This is a genomic window from Achromobacter sp. 18P8.1.1 (genome assembly GCF_057799415.1).
On sequence record NZ_JBYOKH010000044.1, the window covers coordinates 1 to 23,140 of the forward strand.

At 65.4% G+C, this 23,140-nt stretch carries 22 protein-coding genes; 11 read left to right on the top strand and 11 right to left on the bottom strand.

Annotation, left to right across the window (positions count from 1 at the left end; genetic code table 11):
• On the top strand, nt 1-1,193 hold a 1,193-nt coding region (locus AC27VE_RS23170), incomplete at its 5' end, for a c-type cytochrome (RefSeq protein WP_488705096.1).
• A 7-nt stretch (nt 1,194-1,200) separates the two neighbouring features.
• Here AC27VE_RS23170 and AC27VE_RS23175 read toward each other — a convergent pair.
• The 9 genes from AC27VE_RS23175 to AC27VE_RS23215 form a co-directional block, all read right to left on the bottom strand.
• On the bottom strand, nt 1,201-2,634 hold the full coding sequence (locus tag AC27VE_RS23175; RefSeq protein ID WP_488705097.1) for an aminotransferase-like domain-containing protein: 1,434 nt from the start codon (nt 2,632-2,634) through the stop codon (nt 1,201-1,203).
• Between the two features lie 22 nt (nt 2,635-2,656).
• On the bottom strand, nt 2,657-3,583 hold the full coding sequence (gene hprK / locus AC27VE_RS23180; RefSeq protein ID WP_008166849.1) for an HPr(Ser) kinase/phosphatase: 927 nt from the start codon (nt 3,581-3,583) through the stop codon (nt 2,657-2,659).
• Between the two features lie 21 nt (nt 3,584-3,604).
• A complete protein-coding gene (locus AC27VE_RS23185) occupies nt 3,605-4,060 on the bottom strand; it encodes a PTS sugar transporter subunit IIA (protein ID WP_006224727.1) in 456 nt (151 codons plus the stop codon).
• A 376-nt stretch (nt 4,061-4,436) separates the two neighbouring features.
• Entirely contained in the window at nt 4,437-4,775 is a 339-nt protein-coding gene (gene hpf, locus AC27VE_RS23190; protein WP_006216296.1) for a ribosome hibernation-promoting factor, HPF/YfiA family, read from the bottom strand.
• A 211-nt stretch (nt 4,776-4,986) separates the two neighbouring features.
• Entirely contained in the window at nt 4,987-5,781 is a 795-nt protein-coding gene (gene lptB, locus AC27VE_RS23195) for an LPS export ABC transporter ATP-binding protein (RefSeq protein WP_454678035.1), read from the bottom strand.
• Nucleotides 5,782-5,814: 33 nt separating this feature from the next.
• Nucleotides 5,815-6,465 carry a lipopolysaccharide transport periplasmic protein LptA gene (lptA, locus tag AC27VE_RS23200; protein WP_006224725.1) on the bottom strand — a complete coding sequence of 217 codons (651 nt, stop codon included), beginning with the start codon at nt 6,463-6,465 and terminating at the stop codon, nt 5,815-5,817.
• Nucleotides 6,462-7,094 carry an LPS export ABC transporter periplasmic protein LptC gene (gene lptC / locus AC27VE_RS23205; RefSeq protein ID WP_006224724.1) on the bottom strand — a complete coding sequence of 211 codons (633 nt, stop codon included), beginning with the start codon at nt 7,092-7,094 and terminating at the stop codon, nt 6,462-6,464. Before lptC ends, lptA begins: the two co-directional genes overlap by 4 nt.
• Before the next feature lie 37 nt (nt 7,095-7,131).
• Nucleotides 7,132-7,740 carry a KdsC family phosphatase gene (locus AC27VE_RS23210; protein ID WP_315140251.1) on the bottom strand — a complete coding sequence of 203 codons (609 nt, stop codon included), beginning with the start codon at nt 7,738-7,740 and terminating at the stop codon, nt 7,132-7,134.
• Nucleotides 7,737-8,726: a KpsF/GutQ family sugar-phosphate isomerase gene (locus AC27VE_RS23215; RefSeq protein WP_006224722.1), complete on the bottom strand. Its 990-nt coding sequence runs from the start codon at nt 8,724-8,726 to the stop codon at nt 7,737-7,739. The genes AC27VE_RS23210 and AC27VE_RS23215 overlap by 4 nt, the downstream gene beginning before the upstream one ends.
• Before the next feature lie 104 nt (nt 8,727-8,830).
• Here AC27VE_RS23215 and purT point away from each other — a divergent pair, with 104 nt between their 5' ends.
• The 8 genes from purT (at nt 8,831) to AC27VE_RS23255 (ending at nt 17,947) form a co-directional block, all read left to right on the top strand.
• Nucleotides 8,831-10,048, top strand: a complete 1,218-nt coding sequence (purT, locus tag AC27VE_RS23220) for a formate-dependent phosphoribosylglycinamide formyltransferase (protein ID WP_488705098.1) — start codon at nt 8,831-8,833, stop codon at nt 10,046-10,048.
• Between the two features lie 289 nt (nt 10,049-10,337).
• A complete protein-coding gene (locus AC27VE_RS23225; protein WP_088588701.1) occupies nt 10,338-10,883 on the top strand; it encodes a GbsR/MarR family transcriptional regulator in 546 nt (181 codons plus the stop codon).
• A 128-nt stretch (nt 10,884-11,011) separates the two neighbouring features.
• Nucleotides 11,012-12,586: a cytochrome ubiquinol oxidase subunit I gene (locus AC27VE_RS23230; RefSeq protein WP_006224719.1), complete on the top strand. Its 1,575-nt coding sequence runs from the start codon at nt 11,012-11,014 to the stop codon at nt 12,584-12,586.
• Nucleotides 12,587-12,599: 13 nt separating this feature from the next.
• Nucleotides 12,600-13,754, top strand: a complete 1,155-nt coding sequence (gene cydB, locus AC27VE_RS23235; RefSeq protein WP_427962251.1) for a cytochrome d ubiquinol oxidase subunit II — start codon at nt 12,600-12,602, stop codon at nt 13,752-13,754.
• Between the two features lie 16 nt (nt 13,755-13,770).
• Entirely contained in the window at nt 13,771-13,896 is a 126-nt protein-coding gene (gene cydX / locus AC27VE_RS23240) for a cytochrome bd-I oxidase subunit CydX (RefSeq protein WP_006224717.1), read from the top strand.
• Nucleotides 13,897-13,973: 77 nt separating this feature from the next.
• Nucleotides 13,974-15,650: a thiol reductant ABC exporter subunit CydD gene (cydD, locus tag AC27VE_RS23245; protein WP_488705112.1), complete on the top strand. Its 1,677-nt coding sequence runs from the start codon at nt 13,974-13,976 to the stop codon at nt 15,648-15,650.
• A complete protein-coding gene (gene cydC, locus AC27VE_RS23250) occupies nt 15,647-17,341 on the top strand; it encodes a thiol reductant ABC exporter subunit CydC (protein WP_488705099.1) in 1,695 nt (564 codons plus the stop codon). The genes cydD and cydC overlap by 4 nt, the downstream gene beginning before the upstream one ends.
• 54 nt (nt 17,342-17,395) lie before the next feature.
• Nucleotides 17,396-17,947: an adenine phosphoribosyltransferase gene (locus tag AC27VE_RS23255; RefSeq protein WP_088588704.1), complete on the top strand. Its 552-nt coding sequence runs from the start codon at nt 17,396-17,398 to the stop codon at nt 17,945-17,947.
• A gap of 194 nt (nt 17,948-18,141) precedes the next feature.
• Here the strand turns inward: AC27VE_RS23255 and AC27VE_RS23260 are convergent, their stop codons facing one another.
• The gene (locus tag AC27VE_RS23260) at nt 18,142-19,032 is read right to left on the bottom strand and encodes a LysR family transcriptional regulator (protein ID WP_006224713.1); all 891 of its coding nucleotides are present in this window, start codon (nt 19,030-19,032) and stop codon (nt 18,142-18,144) included.
• Between the two features lie 383 nt (nt 19,033-19,415).
• Here AC27VE_RS23260 and AC27VE_RS23265 point away from each other — a divergent pair, with 383 nt between their 5' ends.
• Together AC27VE_RS23265 and AC27VE_RS23270 are read left to right on the top strand one after the other, a co-directional pair.
• Nucleotides 19,416-19,799 (top strand): DUF4148 domain-containing protein, encoded by a 384-nt coding sequence (locus tag AC27VE_RS23265; RefSeq protein WP_088588705.1) that lies wholly within the window; start codon nt 19,416-19,418, stop codon nt 19,797-19,799.
• Between the two features lie 433 nt (nt 19,800-20,232).
• On the top strand, nt 20,233-21,372 hold the full coding sequence (locus AC27VE_RS23270) for a porin (protein ID WP_088588709.1): 1,140 nt from the start codon (nt 20,233-20,235) through the stop codon (nt 21,370-21,372).
• Nucleotides 21,373-21,549: 177 nt separating this feature from the next.
• On the opposite strand, the gene ilvA is transcribed toward AC27VE_RS23270, so the two are convergent.
• Nucleotides 21,550-23,058 carry a threonine ammonia-lyase, biosynthetic gene (gene ilvA / locus AC27VE_RS23275; RefSeq protein ID WP_006224710.1) on the bottom strand — a complete coding sequence of 503 codons (1,509 nt, stop codon included), beginning with the start codon at nt 23,056-23,058 and terminating at the stop codon, nt 21,550-21,552.
• Nucleotides 23,059-23,140 lie beyond the last annotated feature (82 nt).

Here is a 23,140-nt window from a genome sequence, read left to right on the forward strand (position 1 = left end):
CCAGCAGGGGGCCGGCCGGGGCGGCGGCCGCCCCCTCCACGCTGATCGAGCGCGGGCGCTACCTGGCGCTGGCGGGCAACTGCATGGCCTGCCACACCAGCCGCGGCGGCAAGGCGTTGGCCGGCGGCACGCCGATCCCGACGCCGTTCGGCACCGTGTACGGGCCGAACATCACGCCGGACGACAAGACGGGCATCGGCACCTGGACCGCCGACGATTTCTGGCAGGCCCTGCACAACGGCAAGTCCAAAGACGGCACCTTGCTGTATCCGGCCTTCCCGTACACCGAATACACGCGCGTCACGCGCGCCGATGCCGACGCCCTTTATGCCTACCTGCGCAGCGTGGCGCCCGTCAGCCAGCCCAACCGCCCACCCGAACTCGACTTCCCCTACGACCAGCGCGCCTTGCTGGCCGCGTGGCGCGCGCTGTACTTCAAGCCGGGCGTCCAAGAGCCCGACGCGGGCCAGTCGGTGCAGTGGAACCGCGGGCGCTACCTGGTGGAAGGGCTGGGGCATTGCGCCGCCTGCCATACCCCGCGCAACAGCCTGGGGGCGACGCGTTCGTCCGAATCGCTGACGGGTGGCGTCATTCCCGTGCTGGACTGGTATGCGCCGCCGCTCACCAACGACATGCAGACGGGCATGGGGCGCTGGACGGCGGCCGATATTGCAGCTTTGCTCAAGACCGGCATTTCGGCGCATTCCAGCGCCAGCGGCCCGATGGCCGAAGTGGTGCTGGGCAGCACGCAGCATCTGACGGACGACGACGCGATGGCGATCGGCGTGTACATCAAATCGCTGCCGGCCACGCCGGCCTCCACGCAGCGGCAGAAGGTGGCGGCGGCGCCAGCCGCGATGGAGCTGGGCAGCAAGATCTACGAACAGCAGTGCGCGCAATGCCATCAGGCCAAGGGCGAGGGCAGCGGCACCGCCTGGCCCGCGCTGGCGGGCAATCCCACGGTCACGGCGCCGTCGCCGGTCAACGTGATACGCATGGTGCTCGACGGCGGCTATGCGCCGGCAACGGCCGCCAATCCCCGGCCGCACGGCATGCCGCCGTTCGGGCAGATCCTGAACGACAACGATATCGCCATGCTGGTGTCCTACTTGCGCAATAGCTGGGGCAACGAGGCCGGCGGCGTCACCGCGCTGGAGGTCAAGCGGGCGCGGGCGGCATCCACGTTGAATTGACGCCGGGCTAGCTAGATCGGGCGGCGCGCGCGCAAGCTTGCCGCGCCAGTTCGCCCAGCACGCGGATAGCGGTGTCGTGAGCGGCGTCCCAGGGGTGGCCATAGTTCAGGCGCAAGGCGCTGGCGAACTGGCCGCTTGCCGAAAATATCGGGCCCGGCGCGACGCTGATGCCGCGCGTCAGCGCATCGCGGTGCAAGGCCAGCGCGTCCACCGCGGCGGGCAGTTCCAACCACAGGAAGAATCCTCCTTGCGGACGCGTCACGCGCGTGCCGGCCGGGAACTCTCGCGCAATCGCGTCGGCCATGCGCTCCTGCTGCGCCTGCAACGTTTCGCGCAGGCGGCGCAGATGGCGGTCGTAGCCGCCTTGTTCCAGGTATTCGGCGATGGCGCCTTGTGCGGGGCCGGAGGCGGACAGGGTGGAGGTCAGCTTCAGCCGCTGCACGCGCTGCGCATAGCGGCCGGCGGAGGCCCAGCCGATGCGGTAGCCGGGCGCCAAGCACTTCGAGAACGACGAGCAGTGCAGCACCAGCCCCTGCTTGTCGTAGGCCTTGGCGGGCACGGGCCGCGCGGCGCCGAAATACAGTTCGCCGTAGACGTCGTCTTCGACCAGCGGGATGTCGTGGCGCGCCAGCAATTCGACCAGTTGCCGCTTCTTGTCGTCGGGCATCAGGCTGCCCAGCGGGTTCTGGAACTGCGTCATCAGCCAGCACGCTTTGGGCGCATGCCGCTGGATGGCGGTTTCCATCGCGTCCAGGTCGATGCCGGTGCGCGGGTGGGTCTGCACTTCCAGCGCCTTCAGCCCCAGCCGCTCCAGCGCCTGCAAGGCGCCATAGAACGTGGGCGCTTCCACGATGACGGTGTCGCCCGGCTGCGTGACCGCTTGCAGGCACAGGTTCAAGGCCTCCAGCGCGCCGTTGGTCACGACGATATCGCTGGCGGGCACATTGATGCCGCCGATCAGGTAACGCAGCGCGATCTGGCGGCGCAGGCCGGGATTGCCGGGGCTCAGGTCTTCGACGGTATCCAGCGGGTTGTGGCGTTTCAGGTGTGAGGCCATCGCTTGCGCCAGCCGCGGCAGCGGAAACAGCAGGGGCGAGGGGAAGGCAGAGCCGAGCGGCGTCACGTCGCGGTTGCGCACGGAACCCAGGATGTCGAAGATGCGTTCGCTGATTGCCAGCTCGGTGGAGTCACCGCCGGGGCACGACGCCCCGGGTTCAGGCGGCAGGGATTCCGCGGGGGCGTGGACGTAGTAGCCCGAACGCGGCTGGGCGCGAATGAGGCCCTGGGCTTCAAGCAGGTAGTACGCCTGGAATACGGTGGAGGGGCTGACGCCGCGCGCGGCGCAGGCGTCGCGCACGGACGGCAGCTTGTCGCCCACGCGCATCACGCCGTCGCGGATCGACTTGGCGATCTCGGCGGCAAGTGTTTCGTACAGGCTCACGGTGCCGCGTGGCGACGCGCGTTCATTTGCTGCTTTGCAGGATCGCCATGGCTTGGCGTTCCATGAACTCGCCCAGCGTATCGATCCCGCGCAGCTTGAGTATCGTGTTGCGCACGGCGGCCTCGACCAGCACCGCCAAATTGCGGCCGGCGGCCACTTGCAGCATCACCTTGCGCACGGGCAGGCCCAGCATGTCTTGCGTGATGTCCTGCAGGGGCAGGCGTTCGAACTTGTCTTGCGCGGTGGCGCGCACCAGATGCACGATCAGCTTCAGTCGCATCTTCCGGCGCACCGAGGTCTCGCCGAAGATGGTGCGGATGTCCAGCAAGCCCAGGCCGCGCACTTCCAGCAGGTTCTGCAGCAGCTGCGGGCAGTGGCCTTCGATCATGTTGGGGGCGGTGCGCGAGAACTCCACGGCATCGTCGGCCACCAGGCCGTGTCCGCGCGAAATCAGTTCCAGCGCCAATTCGCTTTTGCCCAGGCCAGATTCACCGGTGATCAGCACGCCCAGGCCCAGCACGTCCAGGAAGACGCCGTGCACGGTGGTGGTGGGCGCAAGCTTCTTGCCCAGGTAGATGCGCAGCAGGTCGATCAGCTGTGCGGCCGCGACCGGGGTGGACAAGAGCGGCACCTGATGCTGGTCGCATTGGTCGATCAGGTCCTGCGGCGGCGTCAGGCCGTCGGCCAGCAGGATGGCGGGCACGCCGCCAATCAGCAGCTCGTCCATGTGGTGCATGCGGCGACGCAGGTCGAACCGCGTGTAGTACGCCAGTTCTTCCTGCCCGAACACCTGGATGCGCGACGGGTGGATCAGGTTCAAGTGGCCGACGAGGTCGGCCGCCGCCATGCCGTCATCGGGAATCGCGCGGTCAGCGGCGCCTTGGCCCGAGATCCAGTTGAAGGGGATTTTGTCGGCGTTGTCGTCGACGAGTTCCTGCACCGTGAGCATGGCAGCGTTTCCGCGGAGGGGTCAGAGTTGGCCGGTCGTGAGCATCTTGTGGACGATGGCCGGGTCGGCCTCCGTAGCCAGGGCCTCGCGCAATGCCTTGTTGGACATGAGTTGAGCGAGTTCGGCCAGGATGTCCAAGTGCTGCTGGGTGGCCGTTTCCGGCACCAGCAGGCAGAGCAGCATCGACACCGGTTGCCCGTCGGGCGCGTCGAAGGTGATGGGCTGCGCCAGGCGGATGAATGCCGCCAGCGCCTGCTCCAACCCCTTCACGCGGCCGTGGGGAACGGCTACGCCCTGCCCAAGGGCAGTGGAGCCAAGACGTTCCCGGGCAAACAGGCTGTCGAACACGAGCGCGCGTGCCAAGCCATGGTTGTTTTCAAAAAGAAGGCCAGCTTGTTCGAACGCCCGTTTCTTGCTCGTGGCGAGCATATCGAGCACGACGTTGCCGGCGGGTAGGATGCGCGACAAATGATTCATCGGATCATTATATGGTTATATGACGCAGTGCAATAAATTGGCCTTGCGCCGCGCCCATTGCGTGGGCGGACGACGGCACGGCAAGAGCGACAGCATAGACTGATCACGCGGGATTGTGGGCATTCCAGGGGGCAACGCGGTGTCCAAATGGCCGGATTCGGCCCGAAATGCCGGAAAACGACAACGCGCCTGCGATTCGCCGGAACAACCGGGAATTCGGGGACAAAGCTTCGTGGGGAGTGACGCGGGAGGGGTAGTGCGGGGAGTTTGCCGATGCCCCGGCTGGACTGACGTCTAGCGGGACACCGGGACTTAGGCAGGATTTTTACAATCGCTGTTTAGCTTGATCGCTCAGGGCGAGTGATCATGAAGCGCATTACTGCTGGGGTGGCGAGAGGCTCGCCGCTTGCCGCTTCACGGACTCCGCTGAGTGACTTCGTACCTTGTCCTTGTGCTTGATGACCTGACGGTCGACTTTGTCAGCAAGAAGGTCTATGGCTGCATAGAGGTTTTCATCGGTTGCTTCACAATGAATGTCCTTACCGCTTAGACGCATGGTGATTTCGGCTCTATGCCGCAGGGGCTCTACTGAGAGCATGACCTGGGTATCGATGACGTGATCGAAATGCCGCAGCACTCGCGCCAATTTGTTCATGACATATTCCCGGATTGCCGGGGTGACGTCGAGGTGACGACCGCAGATGCTCAGGTTCATAGTGTGCTCTCCTTCTAAAAGAGAAAAAAGGGTGCGCAAAATGCGCGGTGAGGTCGTTAGGCGTTCTCCTTGATTGGGTGGCTTCGTTAAGTACTAGTGTATAGACTCGGGCCGATAAAACAAGCTGACCTAGCGCAAGAACATGGCATTTTTATGGCGGAGTCCTTGCCCCTTGCCCGAGAGAGGGCTAGGGGTCTTCCCCAGGTGCCTGTTACATGCGGAAGTGCTCGCCCAGATAGACGCGGCGCACGGCCGGATCGCCCACGATTTCGTCGGGGTGGCCGTCGGTCAGCACCTTGCCTTCGCTGATGATGTAGGCGCGGTCGCAGATGCCCAGCGTTTCGCGCACGTTGTGGTCGGTGATCAGGACGCCGATGCCGCGGCCCTTCAGGAACCGCACAATGCGCTGGATTTCGATGACGGCGATGGGGTCGACGCCGGCAAAGGGCTCGTCCAGCAGGATGAAGCGCGGGCTGGTGGCCAGCGCACGCGCAATTTCGACGCGGCGGCGTTCGCCGCCCGACAGCGAGATGGCGGCATTGCTGCGGATGTGGCCGATCTGGAGCTCTTCCAGCAAGGACTCCATCTGCTCGTTGATCTTGGGCGTGGACAGCGGGCGGCCGTCCTCGCCGACCTGCAATTCAAGCACGGCCCGGATGTTCTGTTCCACCGTCAGGCGGCGGAACACCGAGGCGTCCTGGGGCAGGTACGACAGGCCCATGCGCGCGCGCTTGTGGATCGGCATAGCGGTGATGACCGAGCCGTCGATTTCGATGCGGCCGGCGTCCGCGGGCACCAGGCCCACGATCATGTAGAAGCTGGTGGTCTTGCCGGCGCCGTTGGGGCCCAGAAGGCCCACGACTTCGCCGCTGACCACGGACAGGGAGACGTCCTGCACCACGGTCCGGCCGTTATAGGTCTTGCGCAAACCGGTTGCGCGCAGGCTGCCCTGCTTGACCCCCGAGGGGGTGGAGGTCACGGGGGTCGGCACAGAAGGTTGGTTCATCGTGGCTGCGAGTGGTGTTGCGTGGGGAGCGGCTTAGCGCCCTTTCTTGGCGGCTTGCTGCTTGCGGCATTCGGCGACTGCCGCGTCCGACTTGGCGCGCGGTTCGGCAACCGAGCGGACCCGGCCTCCCGCTGCAGCGGAATTGGGGCCACCCTGGGCCTCGTACGTGCCGGTTTTCTCGTTGTAGCGTACCCGTTCGCCGCGAATGGTGTCGAACGGTTTCCCACAGACGTAACGGATGACGACGGCTTGGCCGATCAGGTCAAAGGTGCTCTTGGTGCCGTCGTATTCGGCGCGCAGGCCCTTGCCTTCGATCAGTTCGAAGGTCTCGGGGCGCTCCTGGCGGATGGTCACGACCTTGCCCTTGTTGGCGGTGGCCGTGCCGTATTGGCCGCCCTGGGCGTCCTCGTGCATTTCCAGCGTGTCGGAGGTCAGGGTCATCAGGCCGCGCGTCATGTTGACGTTGCCCGTGAAGACGCTTTGCTTCTTCACGTCGTCGTAGTGCAGGGTGTCCGACAGGATCAGCGTGCTGGGCTCCTCGGCGGGGGTTGCCGCCTTGCTGGCGCCGGCCGCGGGCTTGGCGGCGGCATCCTGCGCGTGCACCGGCGCAAGCACCGATGCCGTCAGCAGGACGGCGCCAATCAGGCGGGTCGTCGGGGCAAGGAGAATCCGGAGGTCGGTCATGGTTTCTTCTGGTCAGGGTTGTTGGCGGGTATCTCGGTCCGGCGCTGTTGCTTGCCTTCGGAACCGGCGATCTCGACGTCCGTCGACGCGGATACCTGCAATTGGCGTGTTTTGTTGTTGTAGTGCATGCCCTTGCCGTTCATGCGCGAACGGCCTTTGATGACTTCGGCGGGCAGGTCGGTAAAGACCACGTCATCATCGGGCAGGATAATCAACTGCTGGCTGCGCACGTCCAGCATGTCGTTGTTGGCGTCGGGCTGGCGATGCACGTGGGCGTCGCCGTTCATGACGATGCGCTTGCCGCCTTGCTCCATCACGGCGGTCTTCGAGACGCCCACCGTGATCGGGTTGGCTTCGCGCTGGCCCACCGCGCGGGGCGCGGTGATGTGGTACGAATCATCGTCCGGGAAGTGCTCGGCGTACTCGCCTTCCAGGCGGTTGATGGGGCGCCCCGACGGGTCGGTACGCAGCATCACGAAATTGCGCGACCACGCGTCCATCTCGTGCGTGAGGCGCCGCGGCGGGTCCACCTGGATGGCGCGCTGCGCGTAATCGGCCGCCCACCACGAACTGGTGACCAGCACCAGCAGGAGGAACAGCGCGATCAGTGAGGGGAAACGTTCTTTCATCAGGTTCGCCGCAAAGGCGTATGCGTATTCAAGAGGATCATTGGATGGCGCCCGGGCCTAGCAGGCCTGGGGCCGCCAGGAACGCGCCCAGGCGTCCTTGCGAGGCCAGCAGCAGGTCGCAGCATTCGCGCACCGCGCCGCTGCCGCCGGATTGCGTCGATACCCAATGCGCCGCCTGGCTGACGTAGCCCGGGGCGTTGGGCACGCTGGCGGCGAAGCCCGCGCGCTGCATGGCCGGCAGGTCGATGATGTCATCGCCCATATAGCCGGTCTGGTTCAGTTGGACACCCAGGCGCTGCGCAAGTTCTGCTAGGGCGGCGCCTTTGTCGCGCACGCCCTGCGTGACTTCCGCAATGCCCAGCTCCGCGGCGCGGCGCGCCACGATGGGGCCAGAGCGGCCGGTCATCAGCGCCACCGTCAGCCCGCCTTCCATCAGCAGGCGCAGGCCGTGGCCGTCCAGTGCGTTGAAGCGCTTCTGCAGTTCGCCGCTTTCGCCATAGTAAAGGCTGCCGTCGGTGAGTACGCCGTCGACGTCGAACACCATCAGGCGCACGGCCGCGGCGCGGTCGCGCACGGTGGCGGGGATACGGGCAAGGACCAGCGCTTCGGCCGGGTGAGTCACGGAAGCAGGAAGATTCATAGTCATACCACTTTAGCGGCCATCAGATCGTGCATGTGCAAGGCGCCGAGCAGCGCGCCGTCATTGTCCAGCACCAGCATATGGTTGAGCCGTTGTTCGTCCATTTGCTGGGCGGCCTCGACGGCAAGCGCGTCGGGGTTGATGCTGCGTGGCGACCGGGTCATGCCCGCCTCCACGGTCAGACTGCGGATATCGCCGTGCCGGGCGATCAGGCGGCGCAAGTCGCCGTCGGTGAAGATGCCCAGCGGGCGGTGCTGCGCGTCGGTCACGACCGTCATGCCCATGCCCTTGGCGGACATGACTTCCAGCGCCTGGGACACGGGGGTGCCGGCCAGTACGATCGGCAGGGCGCTGCCGTGGCGCATCACGTCGCGCACGTGGGTGAGCAGGCGGCGGCCGAGGGCGCCGCCCGGATGCGACCGCGCGAAATCCTGCGGGCCGAAGCCGCGGGCTTCCAGGCAGGCGACCGCCAGGGCATCGCCCAGGGCGAGCGCGGCCGTGGTGCTGGCGGTGGGCGCCAGGTTCAGCGGGCAGGCCTCCTGGGCCACGCTGCCGTCCAGGTGCACGTCGGCCAGCAGCGCCAGTTCCGATTGGGGGTTGCCGGTGATCGCCACCAGCTTGGCGCCCATGCGGCGCGCCACGGGCAGGATGGTCAGGAGTTCCTGCCCAGCGCCCGAATACGAGATGGCGATGACCACGTCATCCTGCGTGATCATGCCCAGGTCACCATGGACGGCCTCAGCGGCATGCACGAAAAAGGCGGGCGTGCCGGTCGAGGCGAACGTCGCCGCGATCTTGCGGGCGATATGGCCCGTCTTGCCGATGCCGGTGACGACCACGCGTCCGCGGCACGCCAGCAGCAGGGCGACGACCTGGGTGAAGGTGTCGTCCAGTCGCGCGGACAGGTCCAGCAGACCCTGACTTTCGATTTGCAGCGTTCTGCGCGCAGATGCCAGCGCGGTGTCGGACGATGTGGTGGGATGATCAGTCATGCGGCGATTTTAATATCAGTATGCGGGTTTGCCCCCGGCAGGGGCGTATGGCATCCTGGCGGCTGTTTTCAACGGCTTTCAATCCTTCTATCCAGGCCCGCTCCATGTCCAGCATTTCCAGCCCCGTCCTTGGCACGCCCCTGTCCCCCTTGGCCACCCGAGTCATGCTGCTCGGATCAGGCGAATTGGGCAAAGAGGTCATCATTGCCCTGCAGAGGCTGGGCGTGGAAGTCATTGCGGTGGACCGGTACGCCGACGCGCCGGGCCATCAGGTGGCGCATCGGGCACACGTGGTTTCGATGACCGACGCGGACGCCCTGAAGAAGATCATCGAACAGGAACGGCCGCACGTTATTGTCCCCGAAATCGAGGCCATTGCCACCAGTTTGCTGGTGGAACTGGAAGCCGCCGGCGTGGCGCGCGTCACCCCGACCGCCCGCGCCGCCCAGCTGACCATGAACCGCGAGGGCATCCGCCGCCTGGCGGCCGAGACCCTGGGCCTGCCTACCTCGCCCTACAAGTTTGTCGATACCGAGGCGGAATTGCGCGCCGCTATCGATGGCGGCATCGGCTACCCCTGCGTCATCAAGCCGGTCATGTCCTCGTCGGGCAAGGGCCAATCCGTGATCAAAAGCGCGGATGACGTGGCGCAATCCTGGCGCTACGCCCAGGAAGGCGGCCGGGTTGGAGGGGGCCGCGCCATCGTCGAAGGCTTCATCCGCTTCGACTACGAAATCACGCTGCTGACCGTGCGCGCCCGCGGCGCCGACGGCAAGATCGAGACCCGTTATTGCGAACCCATCGGCCACAAGCAGGTCGACGGCGACTACGTCGAAAGCTGGCAGCCACACCCCATGTCGCCCGCCGCGCTGGCCCGCGCCCGGGAAATCGCCCTGGCGGTTACGTCCGACCTGGGCGGGCTGGGCATCTTTGGCGTCGAGCTCTTCGTGGCCGGCGACCAGGTCTGGTTCTCGGAAGTCAGCCCGCGTCCACACGACACCGGCATGGTCACCATGATCACGCAGGCCCAGAACGAGTTCGAACTGCATGCCCGCGCGCTGCTGGGGCTGCCGGTGGACACCACCCTGCGCCAGCCGGGCGCCAGCAGCGTCATCTATGGCGGGGTGGACGCCGCCGCGGTCACGTTCCACAACGTGGCCGAAGCGCTGACCGAATCCGGCACTGACATCCGTCTCTTCGGCAAGCCGGAATCCTTCGTGAAACGCCGCATGGGCGTGGGCCTGGCCGTTGCCGAGGACGTGGCGACCGCGCGCGCCAAGGCCAAGCGCGTATCCGCCGCCGTGTCGGTCAAGGCCGGCTGACGGCGGCGGGCCTGGCCCGTCCCCTTTAATTGCTGCCGGGGGCGCCGTCCTCCTTTACAGCCACCCGCCTCACAAGCCGGTGGCTGTCTGCATTGGGGCGCCTGCGGCGGTCATATCCGGTGGGTAACTTAGCCAGTGCGGCCCGCGGGGCGGGCTTGCGCCATTACCCCTGCGGGCAGTGTGGTTTGCGCTTTCTCACAGTTTGTTCGATAATTTCAGGAATTACTGAAAACGGTGTAACTGTGTATATCAGCCAAGCCGCTGTCCTGACCTGCTGGCGTCGATACTCATGGTTCTTACCCCCCAAAACGAACGTTTCGTGCTGCACTTTGGCGAAATGGGCAGCCGTTGGGGCGTGAACCGCACCGTCGGTCAGATCTACGCCTTGTTGTTCCTGCACCCTGAACCGTTGAACGCGGACGACATTGCCGAAACCCTCGGGTTTTCGCGTTCGAACGTCAGCCTGGGCTTGAAAGAGCTGCAGTCCTGGCGGCTGGTCAAGCTGATCCATCAAGTGGGCGACCGCCGCGACTACTTCGAGACGCCTAAAGACGTCTGGGAGATCTTCCGCATCCTGATGGAAGAAAAGCGCAAACGCGAAATCAATCCCACCCTTACCCTGCTGCGCGACACCCTGCTCGAGACCCCCTCGGGCCCCAACGACGCCTACGCGCAGCAGCGCATGACCGAAATGCTGGAGCTCATCGAACTGTCTTCCGGATGGTTCGATGAGGTTCAACGCCTGCCCCCGGAGACCGTACAAAAGCTCATGCGACTGGGTTCGCAAGTGCAGAAAGTGCTGGGCTTCGCCGGCAAATTGCGGGGCAAGAGCTAAATCCCCATGCGCCCCGATTTTTCAGGAAACCTCTATGAAGTTGTATCCATCGCCCGTAACATGGCGCGAGAGACGGCCTGGGAACCATGCCGGTTGCCGCGGCACCTCAACTGCTTGGGAGCGCCCCAATGATTGATCTCGACGTCGTAAATCTGTCGCGATTCCAGTTTGCCGCGACCGCGCTTTACCACTTCCTGTTCGTCCCTCTCACGCTTGGCCTGTCGTTCATCCTGGCCATCATGGAAAGCGTGTACGTCATGACCGGCCGCCCCATCTGGAAGCGGATGACCATGTTCTGGGGCACGCTTTTCGGCATCAACTTCGCACTCGGTGTCGCGACCGGCGTGGTGATGGAATTCCAGTTCGGTATGAACTGGTCCTACTACAGCCACTATGTGGGCGACATCTTCGGCGCGCCGCTTGCGCTTGAAGGGCTGATGGCCTTCTTCCTGGAAGCCACCTTCGTCGGCCTGTTCTTCTTCGGCTGGAACCGCATGTCCAAGGTCAGCCACCTGGTGGTGACCTGGCTGGTGGCGTTCGGCACGAACTTCTCGGCGCTGTGGATCCTGATCGCCAACGGCTGGATGCAGAACCCGGTGGGCGCGATCTTCAATCCCGACACCATGCGCATGGAGATGACCGACTTCGCGGCGGTGATCTTCAACCCGGTGGCCCAAGCCAAGTTCGTGCACACGGTCAGCGCGGGCTACGTTGCCGGCGCCATGTTCGTGATGTCGATCAGCGCCTGGTACCTGCTGAAAGGCCGTCATACCGACCTGGCCAAGCGTTCGATGGCGGTGGCCGCCAGCTTCGGCCTGGCCGGCGCGCTGTCGGTCGTGGTGCTGGGCGACGAAAGCGGCTACCTCACGACCGAACATCAGAAGATGAAGATCGCGGCCATGGAGTCCATGTGGCACACGGAACCCGCGCCCGCATCCTTCAACCTGATCGCGATCCCCAACCAGGCCGAGCGCAAGAACGACTTCGCCATCGAGATCCCGTACGTCATGGGCATCATCGGCACGCGTTCCCTGACCACGCCGCTGCTGGGCATCGACGACCTGATCCTGCGTGCCGAGAACCGCATCCGCGACGGCATGGTGGCCTACGAGGCCTTGCAGAAGATCCGCGCCAACCCCAAGGACACGGATGCGCGCATGACCTTCGACAAGACCTGGCCGGACCTGGGCTACGCCTTGCTCGTCAAGCGCTACCAGGAAGACATGAGCAAGGTCACCGAGGCCGACATCAAGAAGGCCGCGGTAGACACCGTGCCCAATGTGGCGCCGCTGTTCTGGGCGTTCCGCATCATGGTGGCGGTGGGCATGTACCTGATCCTGTTCTTCGGCGTGGCCTTCTGGCTGGCGTCGCGCGGCCGGCTGGACAGCCGCCGCGGCCTGCTCAAGGTGGCGCTGTGGAGCCTGCCGCTGCCGTGGGTCGCCATTGAAAGCGGCTGGTTCGTGGCCGAATACGGCCGCCAGCCCTGGGTGATCGAAGGCGTGCTGCCGACGTACTACGCCGCATCCGGGCTGACGATTGCCGACCTGGCGATCAGCCTGGCTATCTTCCTGGTGCTGTACACGGTCCTCTTGATCATCGGCGTGAAGGTGATGTTGCACGCCATCAAGGCGGGTCCGAAATCCGATGGGCCGGTGGCGGGCAACGCCGCCGCCGATCCTGTGCGCGCCGCCGTGCGCGCCTGAGGAGGAGAAGCAGATGGATACCCTTATTCCTTTTGACTATGGCACCTTGCGCGTGATCTGGTGGGCGCTGCTGGGCGCCTTGCTGATCGGCTTTGCCGTCATGGACGGCTTCGACCTGGGCGTGGCCGCCTTGCTGCCGGTGGTGGCCAAGACCGACGCCGAGCGCCGCGTGGTGATCAACGTGGTGGGCCCGGTGTGGGAGGGCAACCAGGTCTGGCTGATCACGGCGGGCGGCGCGATCTTTGCCGCCTGGCCGCTGTTGTATGCCGCGTCGTTCTCCGGGTTCTACCTGGCGATGATGCTGGCGCTGATCGCGCTGATCCTGCGTCCCGTGGGCTTCAAGTACCGCAGCAAGATGGAAGGCACGCGCTGGCGCAACAGCTGGGACGGTGTGCTGTGCTTTTCGGGCGTCGTGGCCTCGCTGGTGTTTGGTGTGGCGGTCGGCAACATCATTCTTGGCGTGCCCTTCACGTTCCAGGGCTCGGCGCTGCGCATGGTGTACGAAGGGCATTTCTACCAGTTGTTCACGCCGTTCGCCCTGCTGTGCGGGGTGCTGAGCGTGGTGATGCTGGCCATGCACGGTGCGGTGCTGCTGGCCTGGCGCACGGAGGACCCGATTTCGTCCCGGGCCCGCAATTGGGGGCGCCTGCTGGCCTTGCTGACGGTGGCGCTGTTTGTGGCGGGTGGATTCTGGGTGGCGGGCGGCTTGAGTGGGCACGTCATTACCAGCGCGGTTGACATGAAGGGCCCGTCGGACCCCATGCTCAAGACCGTGACCGTGCAGGCAGGCGCCTGGATGGCCAACTACGCGAAATGGCCGCTGATGTGGATCGCGCCCGCGTTGGGCGTGACCGGTGCGGTGCTGGTGCTGCTGCTGTTGAGCGTCCGGGCGCACGTCCTGTCGTTCCTGGCGTCCGCGCTGTCGATCACCGGCGTCATCCTGACGGTGGGCTTCTCGCTGTTCCCGTTCCTGATGCCGTCGTCGACCAATCCCCAAGCCGGCCTGACCGTCTGGGACGCGTCGTCCAGCCACCTGACGCTGTGGATCATGGTGATCGCGGTGGCCATCTTCCTGCCGATCGTGACGCTCTACACCGCGTGGGTGTATCGCGTGATGCGCGGCAAGGTCACCCATGATTCCGTGGGCGACACGCCCAACTCTTACTGATAAAGGAGCCTCCACCATGTGGTATTTCTCGTGGATACTCGGCTTGGGTCTGGCGTGTGCGTTCGCTATCCTCAATGCAATGTGGTTCGAGCTGCGTGAAGGGCATTCGCATGACCCGCGCGCCAGCCGTAGCGACGAGTGAGCGGCAGCGCTAGCACCCTCGAGCACGACCCGTCCGCCAGCCTGCAGAAACCGCCGCGCGAACAGTCGCGGTGGCTGATGGCGCTTGCCAAGGCGGCGAGGGTTCCGCTGATGGTGGCGGGCGCTGCGCCGCTGGTCAGCGGCGCCTTGCTGGTCGTGCAGGCCTGGCTGCTGGCCAGCGTGCTGGATGCGGCGATCGTCCGCCAGGCGCCGCGCCAGGAATTGCTGGCAAGCATCCTGGGTATCGCCGGGTTGATGCTGCTGCGCGCATGCATCACCTGGGCGGGTGAACGCGCCGGGGCGGACGCGGCCGAACGCATCAAGCGCCATGTGCGCCAGTCGCTGTTTTCCCGGTTGGTCGCAAACGGCCCCTATTGGAGCCGCAGCAAGGCGTCTGGCGAACTGGCCAGCGCAGTCGTGGACCAGGTCGAGGCGCTGGACGGCTTTTTCGCCAAGTACCTGCCTGCGATGGCCGCTGCCGCCATGCTGCCCGTGGCGTTTTCCGTGTTGCTGTTGCCCGTGGACGTGATCGCGGGCCTGGTGCTGCTGATCACCGCGCCGCTGATTCCGCTGTTCATGGCGCTGGTGGGGTGGGGCGCGCAAGGCGCCAGCCGCCGTCATCTGCGTGCGTTCGCCCGCCTGTCCGGCTTCTTCGCCGATCGCTTGCGCGGGCTGTCCACCCTGAAGCTGTATGGCCGCGCCGAAGCCGAGGCGGCTTCCGTGGTGGCCGCCAGCGACGCGCTGCGCCAGCGCACGATGTCGGTGCTGCGTATCGCCTTCCTGTCGTCCGCCGTGCTGGAGTTCTTCGCCGCGCTGGGCGTGGCAGGCGTGGCCGTATATATCGGGCTGACCTATCTGGGGTTCCTGGATGTGCGGTGGTCGCCCCTGACCTTGCAGGCGGGCCTGTTCTGTCTGCTGATGGCGCCTGAAGTCTATGCTCCGCTGCGCCAGTTCGCCGCGCACTATCACGACCGCGCCACGGCACTTGCCGCCGTCACGCAGATCGCGGTGCTCTTCGATGGCCTGCCGCAAGACGACGCCGCCGAGCCGACGCCCACTGGGCGCGGAACCGTCGTGCCGCCGGCGTCGGAAGCCGGCGCGCCCGTCGAGGTGACGGGCCTGCGCGTGACGGCGCCGGGGCGTGGGCAGCTGGTGCTGGCCGACGCCGCGTTGCGGCTGGTGCCGGGCGAACAAGTGGCATTGATGGGCCCCAGCGGCATCGGCAAGTCCACGCTTATTGAAGCCATTGCGCGGTTGCGGCCATTCGATGGCGACGTGCGCATCGACGGCGTGCCGCTGGGCGATTGGGACGAAGCCGCCTTGCGCCAGCGCGTGGCGCTGATCGGGCAGAAGCCGCAATTGCTGGCCGGGTCGATCGCCGACAACATCCGGCTCGGCCGGCCAGGCGCATCCGACACCGATCTGCGGGAAGCCGCCCGGCGCGCCTGTGTGCTGGAGTTTTCGGACGCGCTGCCGCAAGGCCTGGACACGCTGCTGGGCAGCCGGGGCCATGGCCTGTCGGGCGGACAGGCACAGCGCGTGGCGTTGGCACGCCTGTTTCTGCGGGACCCCGGGCTGATCCTGCTGGACGAGCCCACGGCGCACCTGGACGAGGCGACCCAGGCCCGGGTGCTGGATGAAATCCTGGAATTCTCCGCAGGCCGCACCTTGCTGCTTGCGACGCATGCACCCGTGGTGGCGGCCCGCTTCGGCCGCGTGCTGCGAGTAGCGGGCGGGAAAGTGGAAGACGCATGAAGAATCTGTTGTTGCTGCTGCCGCTGTACGCACGCCGGAAAAGCGGGCTTTTACTCGCATTGTTCTGTGCGCTGGCCACGGTGGCCGCGGGCGTCGGCTTGCTGGGTGTGTCGGGCTGGTTTCTGACGGGCGCAGCCCTGGCGGGGGCGGGCGGGGTCTTCAACCTGTTCGCGCCTTCCGCGCTGGTGCGCGGCTTGTCCTTTCTGCGCATTGTGTCGCGCTATGCCGACCGCGTGGTGGGCCACTCGGCCACGTTGCGCCTGCTGGCGGATCTGCGCGCCACGGTGTTCGGGGCGCTGATCCGGCTGACGCCGCGCCAGTTGGCGAAGTATCGCAGCGGCGATCTGGTGGCGCGCATGACGGGCGACGTCGACGCGCTGGATACGGTCTTCCTGTTCGTGCTGGCGCCGTTGGCCACCGCGATCCTGGGCGGCGCCGTGCTGACGGCGGTGCTGGGCATGTGGGTGCCTGCCGCCGCGCTGGCGTTTGCGCTGGCGTTGCTGACGGCCTGTGTGCTGGTGCCGGCATGGTTGCTGCGGGCCGCGCGCAAGCCGGGCGCCGCCGCCCAGGAAAGTGCGGCCGGCCTGCGTGCGGCTACGCTGGACGCGGTGGATGGTCACGCCGACATGGTGGCGTTGCATGCGCAGGCGCCCACCGCCGCGCATTTCGAACGGCTTTGCGAAGCCAGCGCGCTGGCGCGCCGCAGCCAGGCCCGGGTGGCGGCCCGCGGGCAATGGTTCCTGCAAGTCGCGGCCGGCGTTTCGGTGTTGGCATTACTGTGGTTCGGATTGGGGACGCATGAAGCGGGGCAGATCGAGGGACCCGTGCTGGTGGGTCTGCTGCTGGCCGTCATCGGCATTTTCGAAGTGGCGGGGCCCATCATGCGCGGCGCGTCCCGCATGGGGTCGGCCATGTCGGCGGCGGCGCGGATCCGCGAGGTGACGCAAGCCCAGCCCGACATGCAGGACGCGGCCACGGTACGCGCCTTGCCGTCCGCCGGCGCGCTGGAGTTGGACGGGGTGGTGTTCCGCTATCCGGCCCGGGCGGAGGGTGCGCGCCCGGTCGTCCTGGACGGCATCGACCTGCGGGTGGAGCCCGGCGAACGCGTTGCCATCGTGGGGGCCAGCGGGCAGGGCAAGTCCACGCTGCTGCATCTGATCCTGCGCCTGGAAGACCCGCAAGCGGGACACGTGCGCTTTGGTGGCTGCGACGCGCGCGATTGCGCGCAGGCGGACTGGCACCGGCGCATTGCCTTGCTGTCCCAGGACGCGCCCGTTTTCCTGGGCACCTTGCGCACCAATCTGCTGATCGGGGACCCGCAGGCCGACGATGCGGCCCTGTGGGGCGCGTTGGACGCGGCCAGGCTGGGCGATTTCGTGCGCGGCCTGCCCGACGGGCTGGACACCTGGGCGGGCGAGACCGGTTCGCAACTGTCGGCGGGCCAGGCGCGCCGCCTGTGCCTGGCGCGGGCGCTGCTGTCGCCGGCGGCGGTCATCGTGCTGGACGAACCTACGGCCGGCCTGGATGCCGCAGCGCAAGCCGACTTCTTCAACGACCTGGAACGCGCGGTGCGGGGACGCACCGTGGTGCTGGCGACGCACGCGGCGTTGCCCCCCGGCGCGGTCGACCGCTGCTATGAATTGCGCGGCGCGCAATTACATGACTTGTCACCGGCGGCAATCCTGGATTAAGCGCGGTGGCAAGGTTATAGTTCGCCTTGCTTCAATTCTTCAGGGCCGCCTTCCATGCAGACCGACAACGCCGAGTACATCCGGCGCACCATCCGCAGCGTTCCGGACTGGCCCCAACCCGGTGTCGTGTTCCGCGACATCACGCCGGTTCTGCAAGACCCGCGCGCGTTCCGGGTGTTGATCGATCTGTTCGTCTACCGCTATATGCGCCAGCGCCTTGACCTGGTAGCAGGCGTGGACGCGCGCGGCTTCATCGTGGGCAGCGTGCTGGCCTATGAACTGAATCTGGGTTTCGTGCCGGTGCGCAAGAAGGGCAAGCTGCCTTACCGCACCGTAGCCGAGGAATACTCGCTGGAATACGGCAATGCCGCCGTCGAGATGCACACGGATTCCGTGCGCACGGGCCAACGCGTGTTGCTGGTCGATGACCTGATCGCCACGGGCGGCACCATGCTGGCCGCGATCAAGCTGCTGCAGCGCCTGGGCGCGAACGTGGTCGAAGCGGCCGCCATCATCGATTTGCCCGACCTGGGCGGCTCGGCCAAGGTGGCCGCCACCGGCACGCCGCTCTATACGGTCTGTCAGTACGGCGACGCAACGCCGTAAGCGACCCCGATTGCAGGGCGTAGGATGGGTGGAGCGCGAGGGTTCTTAAGCAAGAACGCGGGTGCTCAGCGCGCGAAACCCATCAAGCAGCCTGTGCGTTGTAGCTGACGCTGCCAAGAACCCACCGCTGCTTGATGGGTTTCGCGCGCTGAAGGTCGGAGTTCTTGGCACCGAACCCTCGCGCTCCACCCATCCTACGAATCCGATAAGCGGGGCTGGATGAAGTCCAGGAACGCCTTGGTCTTGGCGGGCAGCATGCGCGAGGGCAGCAACGCGAACAGGGGCAGGGGCGTCAGGCTCCAGTCGGGCAGCACCCGCACCAGCCCTGCCTGCTTGATGGCGCGTTCCATTGCATCGAATACCAGCAGCGGCGTGATGCCCAGGCCCTGGCCGGCCAGGCGTCCCAGCATGCCCACATTGTTCGCCGACAGGCGACCGGACACTTGCACGCGTTCCACCTTGTCGCCCGAATGGAGCATCCAGAAGGATGATTCTTCGCGCATGGTCGGCCGCAGGCATTCGTGGTGCGTCAGGTCGGCAGGCACCCGCGGTTCGCCGTGGCGGGCCAGATAGTCGGGCGAGGCATACAGTTGGTGCGCCATCAGCACGATCTTGCGCGAGATCAGGCTGGAATCCGGCTGCTGGCCGAAACGCAGGATCAGGTCGAACGGATTGCTGATGGGGTCGATCGGGCGCATGCTCAGATCGAAATCGCATTCGATGTCCGGATGCTGCTCGCGGAATTCGCTGATGACGGCGGGCAGGAACAGCTGGGCGAGGCTCGTGGGCAGCGAGATGCGCAGGCGGCCCTTGGGCTGCACCGCCATGTCCAACAGCTGGTCGTGCGCAATGCGCGCTTCTTCCACAATGTGCCGGCAGCGTTCGAAATAGATGGCGCCGGCTTCAGTCAGGTCGATCTTGCGCGTGCTGCGGTTCAACAGGCGCATGCCGACGCTGCGTTCCAGTTCGCTGACGCGGCGCGAGAGCGTGGAGGTTGGAATATTCAAGGCTTCCGCCGCGTGGCTGAAGTTCTTGCGCTTGGCGACTTCGACAAAAAGCGCGATGTCGTTAAGCTGGATATCCATAGTGCCCTCTAAACTCAAATTTCCATTTCTGGCAGATTTGTATGATAAATGGAATTATTGTCCCGCCAGCAGAAATGTCTATTTATCCACACGGAACATCCCATGCCTTGGGTGGTGGGCACATGTTCCGTCACCCAGCTTGCTTGTAGCTGAATGCCTGCAAGGCTTGCGCTACCTTGCTCTACCAGGGGACTGCGCAATAATCGCGCAGATTGCATCGGATACATCGTGCAATTGTCCCATCGGTGAAAATATGTTCACCAAAATAAGGGTTTTTACTAGGCGCCAATCGCCAGATACTTCGTCCCAGCAATCAAACAGTCACATCGCACCTGCCAGCCTGGCAGAAGACGGTGTGCAAGGTTTAGGATGGAGTCATCACAATGAAAGCCCTAGCAACTGCACTTATGGTTACCGCAACCCTGGTTGGCATGACCGCCGCCCACGCCGATGGCAAGACGCGTGAACAGGTTCAACAAGAACTGCAAGCCGCCAAGGCGGCAGGCCAGGTCACGTTCGGTGAACTGGACTACCCGCCCGCCACCGCGACGCAAACCAGCATGACGCGCGACCAGGTTCAGCAAGAACTGCAAAGCGCCAAGGCCGCCGGCCAGGTCACGACCGCTGAACTGGACTACCCGCCGCGCGCCGCCGTGTCGCAATCGGGCGGCAAGACGCGCGAACAAGTCCGCCAGGAATTGGCCGAAGCCAAGGCCCGCGGCGAATACACCTTCGGTGAACTGGACTACCCGCCCAAGGGCAAGTAAGTCTCGCCCCGGGATGGTCACGAGAAACCCCTTGAGACGCCGAGGGGTTTTTTATTGCCCGCAAGGCAGTGCGGGCGGCGACACAGTGTGGCGTTTTTGCCGCAAAACTGTGCGCTCGCGTCAACAAGTGTTGTCGATGAATCCAGGCTGCCGAGCGGGCCGAACGCATCGGTTGTTCGATTTGCGAGCAAAGATTCATATTTATTTTCAAGGCGTTAACGCAGGTTTCCCGGCAAGGCGAAGGGTCGGCCGCGCGCGATTATCCCAACCATGGAAAGTAGTTCGTCGAAATCCGTGTTACTTCGGGTTGCCGCAAGCCGGACACTAGATTCAGTGCAGACGCCGCCTGCTGGTTCGCAGCGGCACGCGAAGGCCCCGTCGTTCGGACGGCGCGTTTGCGGCTGCCTTTCATCTCGCCATTTTGGGGACTTATATGAAGAAGACGCTATTGGCCGTCGCGTTGCTGGCAGGCTTTGCCGGCGCCGCGCAAGCCGCCGACTCCGTAACGCTGTACGGCTTGATCGACGCCGGTGTCGGCTACGAGCAGGTGAAGTTCAATGGGGTGTCGCAAAGCCGCTTCGGCGGTGTGCAGGGCGTGAGCAGCGGTTCGCGCTTCGGCCTGCGCGGCACGGAAGATCTGGGCGACGGCCTGCGCGCCGTGTTCACGCTGGAAGGCGGTTTCGGTCCCATGAACGGCAATTCGCTGCAGAACGGCCGCCTGTTCGGCCGTCAAGCCACCGTGGGCCTGGACAGCGATTCCTGGGGCCGCCTGGAATTCGGCCGTCAGACGAACCTGGCGTCGAAATACTTCGGTTCGATCGACCCGTTCTCGATCAGCTACAACACCGCCAACATGGGTACCACGTTCGGCAGCGCCAACACGATGCGCCTGGACAACATGGTCCTGTACCAAACCCCGAGCCTGAACGGCTTCAAGGTAGGCGTGGGCTACTCGTTCAGCGCGGACGACACGCTGACGGAGAAGACTAGCTCGACGGGCGTGGTCACTCCGGGTCAAACCGGCTTCGCTACCGGCAACAACAACCGCGTTCTGACGGCCGGTGTTCAATATGTCAACGGTCCGGTGAATCTGGCGGCCGCGTACGACCGATTCGACCCGACCAATGATCGCGCTGGCGGCAAGAATGCCGCACGCATCCAGGAATACATCATCGGCGGTTCGTACGACTTTGAAGTCGTGAAGCTGGCTGCTGCTTTCGGCCAGACCCGCGACGGCTGGTTCGTGGGCCAGAACATGGGCACCACGCCCGCCGGCATGAACAACCTGGGTTCGTTCAAGCTGGCTGACGGCTTCCGCGCCAACTCGTACCTGATCGGCGCCACCGTGCCGCTGGGTCGCCACGCCATCTTCGGTTCGTGGCAGCGTGCGACGCCGGGCAACGACAAGCTGACGGGCGACGACGCCACGTTCAACGTGTACAGCCTGGGCTACACCTACGACTTCACCAAGCGCACCAACCTGTACGCGTACGCCTCCTACGGCGACAACTACGCGTTCCAGCACGATGCGCGCGACACCGCCGTCGCGATGGGTATTCGTCACCGGTTCTAAGCGGCAACGCGCCCGGTCGGACCTTGCTGAATGCGCGGCTTATCTCCGTGAGCCGCCGAGTGACAGCGAGCCCCCCCTACATGGGTCCGGTCGATCGCGCTTGACGGTCAGAAGGGAAGGGCCTCCGCAAGGAGGCCCTCTCGCATTGGGGCGGCGGTGGGATGCCTGGCGCCGCTGCTACAGGAACAGCTTGTAGGCGGGGTTGTCGGTCTCGTTCCAATGCGGATAGCCGAGTTCGGCCACGAACGTGCGGAACTGCTTCTTGTCGGCCGCCGGCACCTGGATGCCGATCAGGATGCGGCCGTAGTCGGCGCCCTGGTTGCGGTAATGGAACAGGCTGATGTTCCAGTCCGGGTTCATCGCGTTCAGGAAGCGCATGAGCGCGCCCGGGCGTTCCGGGAACTCAAAGCGGTAGAGCAATTCGTCGCGCGCCAGCGCCGAACGCCCGCCCACCATGTGGCGCAGGTGGGTCTTGGCCATTTCGTCGTGCGTCAGGTCCAGCGTGTCGAACCCGTGGCGGCGGAAGTTCGCGGCAATCTTGTCCGGTTCGGTGGCGGACGACACCTGGATGCCGACAAAGACGTGGGCGCGGTCCGCATCCGAAATGCGGTAGTTGAATTCCGTCACGCTGCGTTCACCCACCAGTTCACAGAAGCGGCGGAAGCTGCCGCGCTGTTCGGGCATGGTCACGGCGAAGACGGCTTCGCGCATTTCGCCCACTTCGGCGCGTTCGGCCACGAAGCGCAGGCGATCGAAGTTCATGTTGGCGCCGCAGGCGATGGCCACCAGCGTCTTGCCCTTCAGATGGTGTTCGGCCGCGTACTGCTTGGCGCCGGCAACCGCCATGGCGCCTGCCGGTTCCAGCACGCTGCGGGTGTCCTGAAAGACGTCCTTGATCGCCGCGCAGATCGAATCCGTGTCCACCACGACGAAGTCGTCGACGTACTTGCGGGTCAGCTTGAAGGTTTCAGCGCCCACCATCTTGACGGCGGTACCGTCCGAGAACAGGCCCACGTCGTTCAGTTGCACGCGTCGGCCGGCGCGCACGCTGCGCAGCATGGCGTCGGAGTCCTCGGTCTGCACGCCGATGATCTTGATCTCGGGCCGCAACTGCTTGATGTAGGCGGCCACGCCGGAGATCAGGCCGCCGCCGCCGATGGCGACGAAGATGGCGTCGATCGGGCCCGGATGCTGGCGCAGGATCTCCATGCCCACCGTGCCCTGGCCGGCGATCACGTCGGGGTCGTCGAAGGGGTGGACGAAGGTCAGCTTTTCTTTCTTTTCCAGAATCTGCGCGTGCGCATAGGCGTCGGTGAAGCTCTCGCCCGCCAGCACGACCTCGCCGCCCAGCCGGCGCACCGCGTCGATCTTTACCTGCGGGCTGGTCGTGGGCATGACGATGACGGCGCGGCAACCCAGGCGGCTCGCGGCCAGCGCCACGCCCTGGGCGTGGTTGCCGGCCGAGGCCGCGATGACGCCGCGATTGCGCACGGCGGGCGTCAGGTTGGCCATCTTGTTGTAGGCCCCGCGCAGCTTGAAGCTGAAAACCGCCTGCGTGTCCTCGCGCTTGAGCAGAACCGTGTTCGAGATCCGCTGGGACAGCTGGGGCGCTATTTCCAGCGGCGACTCGACCGCGACGTCATAAACCTTGGAAGTCAGGATGCGTTTCAGATAATCAGTGGACATGGACCGCGCGTAGGGACAAGAGTGGGGACGTGGGCACGATTATTGCAGGGAAAGGCCCCAATCGTTTCCGACCTGGGTACTC